The organism is uncultured Chitinophaga sp. (assembly GCF_937898475.1).
GTDB lineage: Bacteria > Bacteroidota > Bacteroidia > Chitinophagales > Chitinophagaceae > Chitinophaga.
Genome location: NZ_CALEJS010000042.1, coordinates 118397 through 136252, shown reverse-complemented (window position 1 = coordinate 136252; position 17856 = coordinate 118397). Strand labels below are relative to the sequence as shown.

Sequence of the window (17856 nt, the reverse complement as noted above, 5' to 3'; positions counted from 1 at the left end):
TGTAATGACAAGCTCCGGCGGGTTACCACCAGTCTATAAAAAGAGAGAACACCATGGTCCCGGCTGTAGCCAGGTTCTTTACAAACCGGATATTAAAGCCGCCTTTCTCCGTATAATAATAGCTTTCTTTATACCTGTCATATTCAATAGGTGCTCCCAGGTCCTTCATCATTTTAAGAAACTCATACAGGGTTCGTTCGGAAATGCGGAGCCGTTTGGCCAACTGGGCTGGTTTGCCGGTACCTTTAATGCGAATGAGGTAGTCGATCGTTTGTAACCTTTCAAAATAACGCTTGGGCATGTGGCATAGGGGGTTTAACGATGAATGGAATTTACTGCATACATAGCATTATACCAAAATATTTTACATATATCTATTCCTTTATTTTGAACCTGCAATACCATGGTTAACGTGATAAAGGGTTGATGGTATCAAGAGTGAAAGGATGTCTTACTACAGTTACCGCGGTTATGTCACATACAGGCGTTGGCAATAGGTTGATAATAAACGGATTCTCTCTGTTCATAACTTATGGGTTTTTCGAGGGTAATTAAAATAACTTCGTTATACCGGTCAGCGTTCGCTAACTGCAATTTAGCATCCCTTACTGCAATAGCGTCGCAGTTATAGTGCGTGAGGTAAAAATGGCATTTAGAATCAGTTTTTTACAGCCCGGAAAGCAGGCAGAGAGGGCCGCTAAATACCAGACAGGCAGGAGGTTCTAGTTTTAAACGATAGGAAGCCCCCGGTGAACACCGGGCGCGCAGAGATCAAACTATAATTTTCACCAGGCCGTTTAACCCAGGTAAAAAAGATATGTCCGATCTCCCTTCGTGCAATAAATAGTAATTTTTAACACTGATTAAATCATTGCAACAATGTTAGGGCTTTATTTAGTCTTAACAGTTAACTGCACGTTAACGGAGACTAAAAAACCTTGCCGGTCTGATAACCGGCAAGGAGAGAACCGTGGAAGGATCAGAAACAGACGCTGATAGTATAAAGCAGGAAAGGACTACCGCACCGACCTACCTTCCTTTAGCACAATGAATTGTACCTGCTGCAATTATACACTGGTTTATTCTTTCAGCGGTTAATCGAAAGTTAATTGCCGCCGGAAAATCCGGTAGTCATTGCAGTTGAAAATGTGAGATAATGGTCTGTACCACATTGCCCGCCTCATTATCATAGTGATGTCCCCCCGGCAATACCATATGCTGATAGTTGGAAATATGCAGCTCCTTCAGATCAAAGTCCCTTTCCCCCTCTCCAAATAATAACAACAAAGGATGGTCGGTGATCTTGTTGATGGCCTCCGGCACACTCATCCCATTCTTCATGGTTTTACCCAGCATCTCGGATACATGCACCTCCATATCCGTAAAGCGGGAAGGCGACATGAGTACCAGCTGCTTTGTCTGATCCTGCAGGTTGGGAGGCAGGTTATTAAAGATAAACGGCAGTACATCCGCCCCCATTGAATAGCCCACCAGCAAAAAGGTCTGGTGCTTCCACTGCGCACTATAATATTGTAACAGCGCCGCTACATCGCCCCCTGCCTCTTCTGGCGTCTTCTTCTTCCAGAAATACCGGAGCGCGTTCAGGGCTACAACCGCATAGCCTTTGTTATTGAACGCATTTACCATGTCTACATTAAACTTCTTCATCCCCCCGTCGCCGCTGATAAACAACACCAGTGGACGATGTTCGCTGGCCGGCGATGCCACCGCCGTAGCCGGCAGCTGATCTACGGGCCTGCTCTGTGCAAAACCTGTGGTCAGCAATAACTGCAGAAGGACCATTAAACAAACAGATCGTACTTTCATAAATACGGCTTTATTATCCTGTTAAGGCTGCATCACCTTGCTTAAGGCGGTGGGCAACTGTATCAGGTCAAAATCATGCTCATATACCAGGTATTTATTGGTCCACATAGTGGCATATTTCTCCTTGAACTCCCGCAAACCATGATAGTGGCGGAAAGCGCGGATCTTTTCATAGGCAAACTTCACCACCTGCTCTGCGGTATTACTGGGGTGCACAATGCCCGACATGGGCACCATGCCCAGGTTCAGGAACTGCATGTTACGCTGCTGTGCATCCTGTATCAAAGCGATGATGAGCGCATCCATACATCCGCCCGGTGCATCTGTTCGCTTGCGGATCAGGTCGTAGGTACACTCGCCGGGGGCGTAATCTGGTATAATGTTAAGAAAGGCTACAACCTGCTGGTCACTATTCCTGACCGTGATTACATCCTGTCCCTGAATCACAGCAGCATCAAACAATCCCTGTGAAAAGGTCATTTCCTTTACTTCATATTGCTGCAGCCATTCGTCAGACACTATTTTCAGTTCTGCTACCAGCGCTGCAGGAAGCGGCCCCCGGTGAATGGCCGTGGTATAGCCTTTGGCGTTCAGGCTGTTCAATGCGTTGCGCAAAGATTTTTTGTCCTTCCCGCTAAGGGTAAACGTATTGATATCCAATATCGCCTCCTGTCCTATCAGCAACTTTTTTTTCTTCAGACGGTTAAAGTAGTATACACTGTCCTGGTCCACCCGGTAGAATGCCGGTTTCAATCCCATCTTCCTGCATTGCATTTCAAATTCCTGCAACAGTAATAGTTTATCTTCTTCGCCACACACCGGTTCTTCCAGCACAACAGCAAACCCATTGGCCACCCGGTAGGCTATAAATCCCTCGTGTACATCGGATACGTACAGCAGTTTATCTTCTCCCACCTTAAAATAATCCATTGCTGAATCGCCGTACTGGCTCAGGTAAAAACGGGCTTTCTCCAGCGCGGTATTACTTTGCTGGATATTAAGATAAGGACGGATAATGGTATAGAACAGGAAAGCCCAGGCGCCAAGGCCCAGCACATGTATAGCGCTCAGGAACTCCCGCCCGAAACGAGTAACGGGATGCAGGTCTTCCTCATTCAGCAGCAAAAAACCATGAAAAGCGGCGCGCAGCGAATGCTGCCAGGTAAAGTCAATACCAAAATGCCGGGCTTTCAGGAAGTAAAAGCCGGTGGCGCCAAATATCAATACCACAAAAAAGGTGGTCAGTGCGGTCATCACGCCAATGTTAACCAGCTGAGGATTGCTTCTTACCCGGTATTGCCTGGCCGTGATCAGCAATATCACTGCCGTGATCAGCGCCAGCGATGCTTCCTCATAATCCAGCGCCTTGCTCAGGTGCCCTATCACTGACAATAACGATACTATCAATGCCACCACCCAGGCGCCCCGCAAACCACGGAACAGGAAAGTGGCGGTTACCAGCAATATCAGCCCAAGAAAGATCACAAAAAGATTGGAAGCATGTATAGACTCCCCCGGTATATAAGCGTGCAAAAGGTGTAAACGATCTGCCAGCGGCGGAGTGAGCACCGAGAAGATATTCACCATGCCCAATAGGAAGATCAGTACCGGCGGTACCAGGCGCAGGGCCAGCTCACGGCCTTTCAGGGCAAATGCCAGCAGGCCCCCGGACAGTGGCAGCCAGAACTCAAACAACCTGTACAGCAACGTTATTTCCACCGCCTGCACCGGGGTGTAGCCATAATTGCCCAGCAGCCAGGCAAGCGATAATTCTATAGCGCCCAGCCCGCGTAAAAATGGTGATATGATCAGGAAGATGGTGGCTATGATATAGCCCACACAGGCGGCCTCAAAAGATGGTGTTACGCCCATGGCAAGCATGCTCAGGTATAAGTGACCGATGCCGCACAGCTCTATTGCCACCGATGCCACCACCGTCTGTACAAATGCCTTGCGCTGTACATTAAAGGCAAAGATCTCCTGCAGCTGTTGTATAAAAGAAGGAAAGTACCGCAACAGCATCTTATATAGGATGCCCTCTCCCTGGATGGAACGTACCATCCATACCACGCCCGCCAGCAGCAGGCAGATGATCGCCATCGCCGGAAGCGCCCTCCCCATGGAAGGGTTGCGCAATATAGCGACCGCCACCACGGGAATACCCACCAGGAATACAGAAAGTATGCCCACATAACCATAGATACCCGAAGCCTGGTGCACCTGCTGCTTATTAACATCATCCGTACGCAAACGCGGCGGCAGATAGGCCAGTGAGCTGACCCCTCCCGCCGGGAGGAATACAGATAGTAAATTGCGCTTCAGGAACAGCTCTATGCCCATACCTATGCTTAAACGCGCACCTACAGCGTTAAAACTGTACCGGTACATCCATGCCTGCAGGCCAATGTATACTAAAGTAAGCACTATGCCCAGCCACATCCACACCTGGCTGGCCTGCTCAATGGCGGGTACCAGGGCGGTCAGCTCATGTCTTTCCTGCCTGAAAAAATAGATTGCCAGCAGCAGGAACAGCACAGACAGCAGTTCTTTGAGATGCAGTTTTCGCAATAAAGGGGTTATTTGCATGGTAATTCAGGCCAATAACGGTTTGCCTTCCGTTTAATAACACGCAAAGCTACATTGAAGTTCTATCGGCCAGCCGCCGGCAGCCTAAGTTTAAGTGAATTTTAATACCACGGGCCATCAAAAGCGGCACAATTATTCGTACCTCAATACGCGGGAGAAGTTCAATCTTATGCGATATATGCAATGGGGCAAGCTGATATATGACAAAATATACGCCTGGGTAAAGATCGCCATTGCCATGCTGCCTAACCTGGTTGTGGCGGTGCTCGTGTTGGTACTATTTGTTCTGATAGCGCGCCTGGTGAAAAAACTGGCATTCAGGCTGGTATCACGCCTGTCTGACTCTCCCGCCCTCGCCGGACTGTTTTCCAGCGTCACCTACTTCCTGGTGTTCTTCATAGGGCTCTTTATTGCGCTGGATGTGCTGAAGCTGGACAAAACGGTATCCTCCCTCCTGGCGGGCGCCGGTATCATAGGCCTGGCCCTGGGCTTTGCCTTCCAGGACCTTACGGCCAATTTTATCTCAGGCATCTACATCACCTTCCGCAAACCTTTTGAAGTAGGCCACCAGATCGAAACCAACGGCTTCACCGGCACGGTGGAGAACATACAGCTGCGCTCTACCACCCTGCGCACTATAGACGGCCTGCACGTGCTCATTCCCAATAAGGATATTTTCCAGAAACCTATTATCAACCACTCCCTTACCCCGGAACGCCGGGTGAGCCTTACCTTCAATGCCCCGATCAATAACGAGCAAACCGCTTATGCCCGCGAACTGATACAGCGTGAACTGTCAGACCTGCCGCATATTGCCAGCTATAAACCCTGTAAGGTGCTGTTTTCCAATATAGACGGAGCGAATGTCAAAATAACCGTCTCCTGCTGGGTTAACAATGAGAACGTTGATATCTACGACGATACCATGCACACGCTTATTAAAGACGTGATAACCGTCCTGAAACAGAATAAACTGGTCTAGCCCCTGAAAAAATACCCCTTCTGAAAAATTTTCTGGATTTTTGTCCTGCACAGCATTTTTCGCCCGTCATTACCCTGTTCACAACATTAATAACCTACAAACAATCTCGTCATGAAAGACTTTATGTTGATCTTCACCAACGGCAGCAGTTCCGGACAGTTATCCCCTGAAGAAATGCAGGACAATATGCAACAATGGTTTGCGTGGATAGAAAAATTAAAGGCCAGTAATACCTATATATCAGGAGAAGCGTTGCTGCCCGAAGGTAAAACCGTAAAAGGCCCCAAAGGAGTAGTAACAGACGGTCCGTTTGCAGAAAGCAAGGAATTGGTAGGCGGCTACTTCATCGTCAGGGCCGCTTCTATAGAAGAAGCGGCAGAGATCGCGAAAGATTGCCCGGACCTGGCTCTGAACGGCAATGTGGAAATACGGGAGGTAATGAAATTCGACAATATGTAAACCCGCATAATGTCTTCCAGCCCCTCCTCTCCGCAACAAATTGTAGATCATCTTTTCCGGCATGAGTCGGGAAAGATGATCGCTGTACTGACACGCATCTTCGGTATGCACAATCTCAGTCTGGCCGAAGATGTAGTGCAGGAAGCTTTTTTGAAAGCCGTGCAAACCTGGGCTTTTGATAAAGTGCCGGACAATCCCTCCGCCTGGCTCATGACTGTTGCCCGTAACAAGGCACTGGACATCATCCGCCGCCAGCAACATTTTCAACACCTCTCCGGCGAGCTGACCTACCATCTGCAGCATACCACCGAAAGTGCGGTAAGGCAACTGTTCCTGGATACGGAGATTACTGACAGCCAGCTGCGTATGATCTTCGCATGCTGCCATCCCGCCCTGAAAGAGGAAGACCAGATAGCGCTTACCCTGAAAACCGTTTCCGGTTTCAACGCCGCAGAAATTGCCCGCGCATTGGTTACCAACGAAGCTGTGGTACAGAAACGCCTGTACAGAGCCAGACAGTTCATTAAAGATCATGACATACAGCTGGAAATCCCCAGCGGATGGGAACTGGCGCCACGGCTACAGACGGTGTACACCGTGCTATACCTCCTGTTCAATGAAGGTTATAACTCCCTGAAGGCCGATGAACTGATCCGTGAAGACCTCTGTATGGAAGCTATGCGGCTTTGCCTGCTGCTCACAGCACACAAGGTAGGTAAGCAACCCGCCACCTTCGCGCTGTTATCCCTCATGTGCTTCCAGGCTTCGCGTTTCGACAGCCGCGTGGATGAGAACAACGCCATTGTATTGTTGCAACACCAGGACCGTAATACCTGGAACCACGACCTGATTAACCTGGGCTACCGCTACCTCAGCCAATCTTCCCAGGGCGATCTGCTTACCATATATCACATCGAATCTGCCATTGCTGCAGAACATTGTCTTGCCGCTTCCTTTGAAGACACCAACTGGCGCCGCATGCTGCAGCTGTACGATCTGCTGCTCCAAGAAAAACCAATGCCCGTAGTATACCTTAACCGGGCCATTGTTCTTTCACAGCTGGGCCATAAAAATGAAGCCATCAAAGAGATCAGCACCATTCCCGGTATAGAAAAACTGCTGCACTCCCACTACATTTACAGCGCCGTACTTGGCGACCTGTACCTGCAGAACGGCGATATTGCCGAAGCCTGTAAATATCTCACTCAGGCACAACACTTAACTGTCTCGCTCGCAGAACAACAACTGATCAGAGAAAAACTGCAGCGCATTCGCTGATTATTCATTCTTTATTGTTGTTACCTTTACATCAAAGAATCAATTATGGCAAAAAGATTTCTGGTATTTGCAGTGGGCGCTATAGTGCTCATTGGTGTAACAGGTTATTTTTTTCATTGGGTATGGTGGCTGCTGATAATAGCGTTACCACTGATTATCATGGGGATAGTAGATATGCTGCAGACTAAACATGCTATTATGCGCAACTATCCCATCTTCGGCCGCATGCGCTACTGGATGGAAGATCTTCGCCCTAAAATATACCAGTACTTCGTGGAAAGCGATACAGATGGCAGCCCTGTAAACAGGATAGACCGCTCTACCATCTACCAGCGTGCCAAAAGGGAACTGGATACCCAGCCTTTCGGCACCCAGTTTAACGTATATGCGGAAGGGTATGAATGGATGGCGCACTCCATACAACCGCAGGATTTTGAAAAGATGGAAAAAGATCCGCGTGTGATCATTGGCGGCAGCGATTGCGCACAGCCTTATGCTGCCAGTATCCTCAACGTTTCTGCTATGAGCTATGGCTCCCTGAGCGCCAACGCAGTAGAGGCATTGAATGGCGGTGCACGCCTGGGTAATTTTGCACACAATACCGGAGAGGGTGGTATCAGTCCGCATCACCTGAACCAGGGCGGCGATATCATCTGGCAGATAGGCACCGGCTATTTCGGATGCCGTAACGAGCAGGGAAATTTTGACGACAATACCTTTGCTGAAAAAGCAGCCCTGCCGCAGATCAAAATGATAGAGCTCAAGATATCACAGGGCGCTAAACCCGGACATGGCGGTATCTTACCCGCTGCTAAAAACACACCCGAGATTGCCGCTATCCGTCATGTAAAGCCTTACACTACGGTGTATTCACCGCCCTATCATACTGCTTTTAATTCTCCCCGCGAAATGATGCAGTTCATCGCACACATGCGCACACTTAGCAAAGGCAAGCCGGTAGGCTTCAAACTTTGTATAGGTCAGCCCAGGGAATTCTATGCCATCTGCAAAGCCATGATGTCCACCAATATCTATCCTGATTTTATTACGGTTGATGGAGGTGAAGGTGGTACCGGCGCTGCACCTCCCGAGTTCTCCAACTCCGTAGGTATGCCACTGATGGATGCCCTTACCTTTGTGCACGATACACTAACAGGATTCAATATACGCCACAAAATAAAGATCATTGCCTCCGGCAAAATACTGACCGGCTATCACATCCTCAGGGCCATGGCATTGGGCGCCGATGCCTGCAACAGTGCCCGCGCCATGATGATGGCCATCGGCTGTATACAGGCCCTGTTATGCAACACCAACAAATGCCCTACCGGGGTTGCTACGCAGGATAAATGGCTCGCCGCCGGACTGGTAGTAGACGACAAGAAACACCGTGTTGCCAACTATCATCGCGATACCATAGAAAGCGCCATGGAGCTTACCGCGGCAGCCGGTTTAACAGATCCGCATCATATTACCCGCGGACATATTTTTCGCCGTGTGTTCGTGAACCAGGTAAAGAGTTTTGAAGAGATATATCCCAGTGTACCTGTGGGCCTTTATTTGAACGGGCACTTAACAGAAACGTTAAAAAGGGATCTGGATACAGTGAGTGAAGACAGGTGGAATTAATTCCGCTAACCCGCTAAAGCTCCATTGCTCCTCGCAATGACGTAAGATGAAGACCAGGGTCTGTTATCCCGTCATTGCGAGGCGCTGTGGATAGCTGCTGCGGGGAGCAAGGCCGAAGCAAACTTTTAAGAATAACCCGTTTGATCCGCAATAGCGTGAACAAACATACCAACTGTATAATGTCTCACAACCTGTAAAAATCCATCCCGTTCTGGTACAAAATCTTCCTCGCCTGCTCTCTTGAAAAATTATCTTTTATCAGCTGTACATCCTCATCTTTGAATGGCTGTGGCGCCCTGGTAGAAGGCAGATCCGTACCAAATATCAAGGCAGCAGGATTGATATCCATGATCTCCTGCATTGCTTCCACCACATTGAAATTACAGCGGCTAAACCCCGAAGCTTTCACCTTAACACCATAAGACACCAGCTCCAGCAAATATGGCAGCCCTTCTTTTGAAAGGCCCAGGTGATCTATGCTCACACCGGGCAGCTGCTTTAAACGGGACTGCATATCCTTCAGCATTATGGAATCAACATACAGCTCCGTATGCCAGCCTACCAGGTCAAACACACGGCGGGATACTCTCTCCAGGTGTTCCAGCCCTTCAGAGCCTCCCCGCTGCACATTAAACCTTACCGCCCTTACGCCCGCTTCAAGCAAACGCTGTATCTCACCATCTGTGATATCGGCAGGTATCTGGGTAACGCCTACAAACCCGGGGCCCAGCGCCTGCAGGGCCGCCACCAGGTATTGTTGGTCAAATGCCTGGAAGGAACCAGACACCACTGCGCCCCCTGTAACGTTCAGCGGCTGTACCCTGGCCCGGTATGTTTCCGCCGAAAATGCTGGCGGCAGGTATCCCTGGTTAGGTACCAGCGGAAAGCGGGGGTCAATGATATGAAAGTGTGCATCAAAGATCATGATCCGGCTATTTTTACCACGAATATTTTATAGGGTATATCACCAGGATGCAAGGCGGAAAGATCAATTACACAATCTTTTCCCTGCTGCTTTAAACGGATGCCTGACTTGCTGCCCAGGATGCTTGCGCTGGCGCCCGCGGGCGCTGTATAATTACGTATCAGCAGCTGGGGAGTATAGGCAGGTACGATACAGTAAAGGTCATTATTTTTCCGTGTAAAGAACATTTCAATATTGGCATGTTCTTTAGAAGGTTGCACCATTTTCACCACATCATACTCCGCCATATAGGAGGCCTTTTTCACCGTAGGCTGTTTGCCCGGGCTCCACTGGCGGGTAGCTTTCCAGGCAGTAGTGCCATAGATGGCCTCTCCGTTCACCTGCAGCCAGTCGCCAATATCTACCAGCCTTTGCTGCATGATCACGGGAATGCGGCCATCTGCAGTGGGACCAATATCCAGTAATAGATTACCACCACGGGATACAATATCGATCAGCGCCAGCAAAAGGTCGTGACTGCTTTTATAATCATTTACATTCTCCATACGGTTATACCCGTATGACTGGCCAATGCCCCTGCTTTCTTCCCAGATCACCCCGGGTTCCATACCGCTGCCGTATTCTGAAGTAAGATAAGTGCTGGCAGCATTATGCCCGCGGGTATTACTGCCCCAGCGGTCGTTCACCACCACTTCTTCCTTCACCGGCGACTCGTTGTACAACCAGGATAATAAAGCGGGAGAATGCCATGCAGCATCCGGAAGGTCCCACTCGCCATCAGAGAAGATTACGCTGGGCTTATAACGGGTCACCAGGTCTTTAAACTCCGGCTCCATTACCTCCCGGATGTATTGTTGTTTATCGGAACGCCATAAAGGGTTGAACCATTCATACAGGGAATAATAATATCCCATACGGAGGCCCGCTTTGCGCACAGCATTGGTGAGGTCGCCCAGCAAATCGCGTTTAGGGGTGCCTGTTACGGCATTCCAGGGACGGCCCCAGGCCTTGTCGGCCCATGGGCTGTTCCATAAACAGTATCCTTCATGGTGTTTGGACGTAAGCACTACATACCGGGCGCCTGAGCGGCGAAAGATATCTGCCCACTGATCGGGATTAAACAGCGAAGCGGTGAATTGCGGTTCAAAGGCTGCATAGGAAAAATCTTTCCCGTAGTTCTTTTCATGAAAGGCCTGTACCTGTTTGTGAGATCCCGCATCTTTTGTCATCAGGTTATACCAGTACCATTCTGAATATCCGCCGGGGCCCACCACGGCAAAAGAAGGAACGGCATACACACCCCAGTGTATGAATATGCCAAACTTTGCATCATGGAACCATCCGGGAATTTTCCGTGTATTCAGCGATTCCCAGTTGGGGGCATACTGCTGCGCCATACCGGGCTGCAGCGAAAACGATACCAATAACAGTAGCAGCGACAAGGTTTTTTTCATGCAGTGGAATATTAACAGCTGGTAAAATACTGAATATTCAAACCACCTGCAATCATTTCCTGCTTCAACGTCACTGTTAATCAGCCTGCTATGCTATTCCAGCGCGCTGGCCGCTGCTTCGTCTACAAACCAGTGCAGCTCGCCATCCTGTGGACGTATTAATTGAGAGGGGAATTGTTCTGCATTGAAGGTACCTTCTATCACATTTTTGAGGGTAAGCGCCTTACCTGCGCCTGTGGCCATAAACACCACGCAGGCAGCGCGGTTCACCACCGGTGCTGTGAGGGTAATGCGGTACATATGCTGGGCAGGCAGGAAGAATGATTTTACCCAGGCCTTCTGCTCCTGTACAATAGGCAAACCGGGAAAGAGGGACAAGGTATGCCCGTCATCGCCCATACCCAGCAATACCAGGTCAAAGGTAATCTTGAAATTGTCGAAGTATTCTTTCAGGAGTTTCTCATATGCCTCGGCAGACGCTTCCGGCAGCAGGTCGGTACGCATTACATGAATATTCTCCTCCGGTACACCCAGGGGCGTCAGCAGGGTTTCATAAGCCATGCGTGCGTTGTTGCGCTCATCGTCAAAAGGTACTACCCGCTCATCGCCCCAGAAGAAATGGATCCTTTCCCAGGGTATCATCTGGCGGTAGGGCTCCCTGGCCAGCAACGTGTACAGCTGTTTGGGGGTGCTGCCGCCAGACAGTACGAAAGTAAATCGCTCCTTTTCCTGTAATACTTCCTGTATGTAATTACTGATCCAGGCGGCGAGGTTGTCGCTCAGTTGCTGAGGGTCTTTGGCGATGTGAAGCTCCATAGTCAATTATTTGAAGTGCTGAACGCTGAAAACGTAAACGCCTAACGTAAAACACATCAGCGTTCCGCATTCAGCGTTCAGCGTACTTAATTATTATTTGGTCAGGTTGATCCAGGCATGACCATCCTGCGCGATCAATGCATCTGCGTCGTTCGGGCCCCAGGAATCCGGTGCATAATTCGGAAAATCCTGCGGGGTACGGTGTTCCCATGCTTCCAGGATCGGCATGATCACTTTCCAGGCTGCCTCTACCTGGTCTGCACGCATGAATAAAGTGGCATCTCCTTCCATCACATCCAGCAGCAGTGTCTCGTATGCTTCAGGGGCATGCTCTCCGTAGGCGGCATCGTAGTTGAACACCATCTCTACAGGGTCCAGCGTCATGGTCTGTCCCGGGCGCTTGGCCTGGAAGCGGATACGGATGTCCATTTCAGGCTGTATGCTGATGGTAAGGCGGTTAGGCCTCCAGGTCTCTGCTGATTCCGGCGGGAACGCGTAATGCGGCGCCTGGCGGAACTGCAGCACGATCTGCGTTGTTTTCTGATGAAGGTACTTACCGGTGCGCACATAGATGGGCACACCCTGCCACCGCCAGTTGTCGATATAGAATTTTACTGCAGCGTAAGTATCAATATTGGAATTGGGATTTACACCCTTCTCTTCGCGATAGCCTACCACCCTTTCCCCTTTCTTCCATCCGCTGGAGTATTGTCCGCGTACGGCATACTCATGTACTTTATCACGGCTGATGGGGCGGATAGCATTCAGCACATCCACCTTCTTGTTCCTGATCTCATTGGCGTCAAAAGATACAGGCGCTTCCATCGCCACCATACATAGCAGCTGCAATATGTGGTTCTGCACCATATCGCGCAGCGCGCCGGAACGTTCGTAATAACCGCCCCTGCCTTCCAGTCCAACGCTTTCTGCAGCGGTGATCTGGATGTACTCAATGAAGTTGCGGTTCCATACAGGTTCAAACAGGGCGTTGGCAAAACGCAGCGCCAGTATGTTCTGTACCGTTTCCTTACCCAGGTAGTGGTCTATACGGAAGATCTGTTCTTCAGAGAACATGCGGGTCAGCAGTGCATTCAGCTCATGCGCGCTTTTCAGGTCATGGCCAAAAGGCTTCTCGATCACAATGCGGGTATTGTGCGTATCGCTGCAAAGATTGAGCTTGCCCAGCTTCGTAGCAATGGCAGGCACCAGCTGCGGCGCAACTGCCAGGTAAAAGATCACATTCGGGTGCTGGCCCCATTCTTCTTCTTTCTGCTTTACAAATTCGGTAATGGCGTCGTAAGATTCGGCATTCTCCGCATCCATCTGCAAAAAGCTGAGGTGCTGAGCGAACCCTTCCCAGTGACCATTCTGTTCACCCTTACGGCGGGAGAACTTGCTGATCCCATCCAGCAGGTGTTTGCTGTAAGCCTCATTGGTATAGGCGCTTCTGCCTATGCCAACAATAGCAAATTGTTCTGGCATCCAATCGTCCAGGAAAAGATTGTATAAAGCGGGCGATAGTTTCCGGTAATTCAGGTCGCCACTGCCACCAAAAATAAACAGCACGGAGGCAGGCGGGCGCTTGTGGTCTTGCATATATCTATTGTTTAAAAGCTTCTGGCCGCTAGCCCCGGCGCCAGCTAATGCCGGCTGCTAAGCGCTAATGGCCGTTCTTCAGTGTTGTTCCCAGACAGTGTGGAAAGTACCGGGCATGTCTATACGCTGGTAGGTGTGCGCGCCAAAATAGTCACGCTGCGCCTGCACCAGGTTGGTAGGCATCCGTTCTGTGCGGTAAGCGTCAAAGTATGACAATGCTGCCATAATAGCGCCTGCCGGGATACCGGCCTGCGCGGCTTGTGCTACCACGGTACGCGTATTGGTCTCCACTTCGTTTACCAGTGCTGCCACATCCTTGCTCAGCAGGATGTTGGGCAGGTCGGGCGATTGCTGGTACGCGGTTGCATATGTTTCCAGCAATACGGAGCGGATGATACATCCTCCTCTCCATACTTTTACTGCCTGCGGCAATGGTATTTCCATTTTAAGTGCAATAGAGGCCTGGTACAGTTGCGACAATCCCTGCGCATAACTCATAATAGTACCGAAGTACAATGCATCCTCTACCAGTTGTATCCAGGTATCTACGGGTGTATTGATCTTAGCGGCGGGGCTTTTGTATAAAGCGGCAGCCTGTACCCTTTCTTCCTTATAACCGCTGATAGTGCGTAATGACACGGCAGTGTCTATTACAGGTATGGCCACCGGCAGATCCATGGCCTCCTGTGAGGTCCATTTACCGGTGCCTTTTGATCCTGCCTTGTCAGAGATCACATCTACCAGGCGCTGATCTGTTTTATCATCCTTTTGCAGGAATATATCTGCGGTGATCTCTACCAGGAATGATTGCAGTTTGCCTTCATTCCATTTGCGGAACACCTGATGTAAACGGTCGTTATCCAGCCCGGCGTGCTTCAGCAGGGCATATGCTTCGCTGATCAGCTGCATAATACCATACTCAATACCGTTATGCACCATTTTAACATAGTGCCCCGCGCCTTCCTTACCCAGGTAAGCCACACAGGGCTCGCCTTTCACCTTGGCCGCAATGGCTTCCAGCATAGGCCTTACCTTTTCATAAGCCTCCACATCGCCACCCGGCATAATGGCCGGACCAGTACGGGCGCCCATTTCACCGCCGGAAACACCGATGCCCATGAAATGGAGCTGCTTTTCCCGCAGGTATTTTACTCTTCTCAGTGTATCTGTATAATGAGAGTTACCACCATCAATCACTACATCGCCAGGTTCCAGCAGGGGTATCAGGGATTCGATCACATCATCTACCGGCTGCCCGGCGGGCACCAGCATCATGATGCGGCGCGGACGCTGTAACAGCTGGATCATAGCTGCCAACTCTGCTACTCCCTTAACCGTTGTACCTGCCGTAGCGCCAGATTCCAGCGCAGCGGTCTTGGTAGCATCCTTATCAAATCCTATTACGGAGAAACCGTGATCGGCCATATTCAGTAACAGGTTCCTTCCCATTACACCCAGACCGATCATTCCGAAATCATATAAGCTCTTTGACATAAGCAAAAGTAAAAGTGAAAGTAAGAGTAAAATTAGGACAAATACATTAAAAAGTTATCAGTTATCAGGCCTTCATGGCCAGTTATTCCTTGTCAATTGTCTGGTATTTGTTGTCAATTTTCCGGTAATCGTCCGCCTGCCTGACAACAGACCGCTGATAACTGTTAACTATCCGCCTCAGGCAGAATTCCGGCCAGCATTGATGATACCAAAGGAACAACGCACTACCAGCTTCTCGAACACGGCCTTCTGCTCCTTACTTCCACCCCGCTTTTCCAGCTCACGGATACGGGTAAGTGCGTACTGTTGTATAGTAACCAGCGGTAATACGATCCTTTCCCGCATTTGTATGGATAATTGGTCAACAGGGCTGTCTGCCATCAGGGCCGACTGACCCGAGAGCTGCAGCAGGTACTTCTTCGTCAGTTCAAACTCATCGCGGATCATCCTCCATACAGGGCCATAACGTTCATCCCTAGCCAGGTGAGCGGTTAAAGGCATATAGCTCTTGATCATGGCCATTTCACAGTTGTCCAGCAGGGTTTTGAAGAATAGAGAGCGTTTGTACAGCTGCCGCAGCGCTTCCCATTTGCCTTCCTTTTCCAGCTGCTGCAATGCAGACCCTACGCCGTAAAAGCCGGGCACATTCTGCTTCAGCTGGCTCCAGGCCCCAACATAAGGCACCGCACGCAGGTCATTGAGCGTAAGCCTGGCGGCCGCATTACGTTTAGACGGACGGCTGCCGATGTTTGCTTCTGCATAATACCGCAGCGGACTGGTATGCTCCAGGTAATCCAGGAAATCGGGATGTTGTTTCAGCTGGTTAAAGGAGCGGTAACCTTCATCTGCCAGGGCCTGTAACAGCGCTTCTTCTTCCGTGTTCAATGTTACTTCCCTGGAAGAGAACAACTCATTGGCAATACCTGCATGGATCAGTTGCTCCAGGTTAAACTGGGCCGCGTCTATGGTACCAAAATTGGAGCTGACGGTTTGCCCCTGTATGGTGAGCTGGATCTCTTTATTGGCAATGTTGCGCCCCATAGAGGCATAGAACTGGTGGGTTTTACCGCCCCCACGGCCGGGAGGGCCACCACGGCCATCAAAGAACACTACATCGATACCGGCTTGTCTTGACAGTTGTGTCAGCTCTTCCTTGGCCTTGTAGATGCTCCAGTTAGCCATCAGGTAACCGCCATCTTTGGTGCCGTCAGAAAAGCCCAGCATGATGGTTTGCTTATTGCCACGCCTTTGCAGATGCTGGCGGTATGCTTCATTCTCATACAGGGAGCGCATTACCTGCCCGGCCTGCCGCAGGTCGTCGATCGTCTCAAACAGCGGCACTATGTCTACGCTCAGCTGTTCTTTCTGCCAGCCGCCCAGCAGGAACAGTCCATACACTTCCATCACATTCAGCGCGCTGGTGCTGTGGCTGATAATGTAACGATGACAGCCTTCCTCTCCATTAGCCGCCTGTATGGTTTGCATGGCTTTAATGGACTCAAGTGTATCATACTGCAGCGGGTCTTTCAGCAGGCTGCTGCTGATGCGCCCCTTTATATTCAGTAAGGCCTTTACTTTTTCTTCATCGCTGAGTGATGCGTAGTTCTTCGGCAACACATCGCTTTCGGCGGCAACGGTCTCCAGCAGGGGGCCATGAACAGAACTGTCCTGCCGTATGTCGAGGGTGGCGAAGAACAGTCCGAACAGTTCCACCTTGCTGATCAGCGATTCTACCAGGTGTACAAACAGCCCGTTGTGCTGTTCCAGGATGGTAGTACGTATCCTGTGCAGGGTGTCCAGTATCTCGTCACGGCCAAGATTGGTTCTGTGGCCGGGTATAAACAGGTTACTGTACAGCTTCTGTTCCAGGGCGCTCAGTTCGTTGTCCACACCGCGGAAGGTAAGGCGGCGTTTTAACCTGCGAACATCCAGGTAATAGCATTTGATCACCGCACTGCGCAGCGCATCTGCCACCTGGAGGGTAGTGGCGGCTTTCACAAAGGGATTACCGTCACGATCACCTCCCGGCCAGAAGCCCATCCTGATCAGGGGATTGGCAGAACTTACGGCCTCCGGGAAATGTGATTTCAGGTAATACATGATCCGCCCGGCTGCCTGGTAAAACACATTTTCCAGGAACCATACCAGGCTGATGGCCTCATCATATGGGGTGGGTTTCTCTTTCTTAAAGAAAGGGGTTTTACCCAGCTGCTGCAGGTACATATTTACCTGGGCAGTGTTGTCGTTTATAAGTGCTTTGGAAAGATCGTTGATAATGCCCAGTACCTCTCCGGGGTAGAACTGGGTGGGATGGGCTGTCAGCACCAGGCGTACGGCAAAATCCTTCAGTTTTTTTGCCAGTTCTTCTTCCTTCTGATACTGTGTTACGCCGGAATGCAGATGCCGCAGGCTGCCGGCGCCCTGCATATCATGAATGTCGCGGAAGGCGGCGTCTTCCAGGGCGTCAAACAGTACCACCTGCCGTTCTGAATATTGTACAAAGCGGAACAGCAGATCCAGCTGCTGCTGCTCATCCCGGTAGGTGGTATATTGTTCAAAAAATGAGTTCAGTATCTCTTCCGGGCTTTGTTCCTTAGCGAACCCTTCCTCGCAATGCAGCAGAAAGAGTGAAAGAAAGATGCCTGTTTTTTCAACCCTGTGAAAGGGTAACGCAGTAAAAAGACTGTTATAGAGCTGAAATTTAGTTCCTACCAGGTTCCTGAATAACTGCAAAGTATTATTAACCGGTGCTTCCATGAATGCTGATTTGCTGATTCCCGGAGGACAAAGTACGAAAAAAATCGAGGGAT

General features: G+C 50.1%; 13 protein-coding genes. 4 read left to right on the top strand and 9 right to left on the bottom strand.

What is annotated here, in order from left to right:
* Positions 1-22 precede the first annotated feature (22 nt).
* The 3 genes from Q0577_RS26145 to Q0577_RS26135 form a co-directional block, all read right to left on the bottom strand.
* Positions 23-301 carry an HTH domain-containing protein gene (locus tag Q0577_RS26145; RefSeq protein ID WP_298741645.1) on the bottom strand — a complete coding sequence of 93 codons (279 nt, stop codon included), beginning with the start codon at positions 299-301 and terminating at the stop codon, positions 23-25.
* 830 nt (positions 302-1131) lie between these two features.
* Complete coding sequence (locus Q0577_RS26140) at positions 1132-1827, bottom strand: AcvB/VirJ family lysyl-phosphatidylglycerol hydrolase (protein ID WP_298741643.1); 696 nt, start codon at positions 1825-1827, stop codon at positions 1132-1134.
* 21 nt (positions 1828-1848) lie between these two features.
* Positions 1849-4395 carry a phosphatidylglycerol lysyltransferase domain-containing protein gene (locus tag Q0577_RS26135; RefSeq protein ID WP_298741641.1) on the bottom strand — a complete coding sequence of 849 codons (2547 nt, stop codon included), beginning with the start codon at positions 4393-4395 and terminating at the stop codon, positions 1849-1851.
* Between the two features lie 196 nt (positions 4396-4591).
* Here Q0577_RS26135 and Q0577_RS26130 point away from each other — a divergent pair, with 196 nt between their 5' ends.
* From Q0577_RS26130 to Q0577_RS26115, 4 genes are all read left to right on the top strand, one after another.
* Positions 4592-5395, top strand: a complete 804-nt coding sequence (locus Q0577_RS26130) for a mechanosensitive ion channel family protein (protein ID WP_298741639.1) — start codon at positions 4592-4594, stop codon at positions 5393-5395.
* A gap of 111 nt (positions 5396-5506) precedes the next feature.
* Entirely contained in the window at positions 5507-5854 is a 348-nt protein-coding gene (locus tag Q0577_RS26125; RefSeq protein WP_298741637.1) for a YciI family protein, read from the top strand.
* Positions 5855-5863: 9 nt separating this feature from the next.
* Positions 5864-7132 carry a sigma-70 family RNA polymerase sigma factor gene (locus tag Q0577_RS26120; protein WP_298741634.1) on the top strand — a complete coding sequence of 423 codons (1269 nt, stop codon included), beginning with the start codon at positions 5864-5866 and terminating at the stop codon, positions 7130-7132.
* Positions 7133-7177: 45 nt separating this feature from the next.
* Entirely contained in the window at positions 7178-8761 is a 1584-nt protein-coding gene (locus Q0577_RS26115) for an FMN-binding glutamate synthase family protein (protein WP_298741632.1), read from the top strand.
* Between the two features lie 184 nt (positions 8762-8945).
* Here the strand turns inward: Q0577_RS26115 and Q0577_RS26110 are convergent, their stop codons facing one another.
* From Q0577_RS26110 to Q0577_RS26085, 6 genes are all read right to left on the bottom strand, one after another.
* A complete protein-coding gene (locus tag Q0577_RS26110; RefSeq protein WP_298741630.1) occupies positions 8946-9686 on the bottom strand; it encodes an amidohydrolase family protein in 741 nt (246 codons plus the stop codon).
* Positions 9683-11140 (bottom strand): alpha-L-fucosidase, encoded by a 1458-nt coding sequence (locus Q0577_RS26105; RefSeq protein WP_298741628.1) that lies wholly within the window; start codon positions 11138-11140, stop codon positions 9683-9685. Before Q0577_RS26105 ends, Q0577_RS26110 begins: the two co-directional genes overlap by 4 nt.
* A 93-nt stretch (positions 11141-11233) precedes the next feature.
* Complete coding sequence (pgl, locus tag Q0577_RS26100) at positions 11234-11956, bottom strand: 6-phosphogluconolactonase (RefSeq protein WP_298741626.1); 723 nt, start codon at positions 11954-11956, stop codon at positions 11234-11236.
* A gap of 93 nt (positions 11957-12049) precedes the next feature.
* A complete protein-coding gene (gene zwf, locus Q0577_RS26095) occupies positions 12050-13552 on the bottom strand; it encodes a glucose-6-phosphate dehydrogenase (RefSeq protein WP_298741624.1) in 1503 nt (500 codons plus the stop codon).
* Positions 13553-13630: 78 nt separating this feature from the next.
* Positions 13631-15046 carry an NADP-dependent phosphogluconate dehydrogenase gene (gene gndA / locus Q0577_RS26090; protein ID WP_298741622.1) on the bottom strand — a complete coding sequence of 472 codons (1416 nt, stop codon included), beginning with the start codon at positions 15044-15046 and terminating at the stop codon, positions 13631-13633.
* A 177-nt stretch (positions 15047-15223) separates the two neighbouring features.
* On the bottom strand, positions 15224-17803 hold the full coding sequence (locus tag Q0577_RS26085) for a phosphoenolpyruvate carboxylase (protein WP_298741620.1): 2580 nt from the start codon (positions 17801-17803) through the stop codon (positions 15224-15226).
* Positions 17804-17856: the final 53 nt, after the last annotated feature.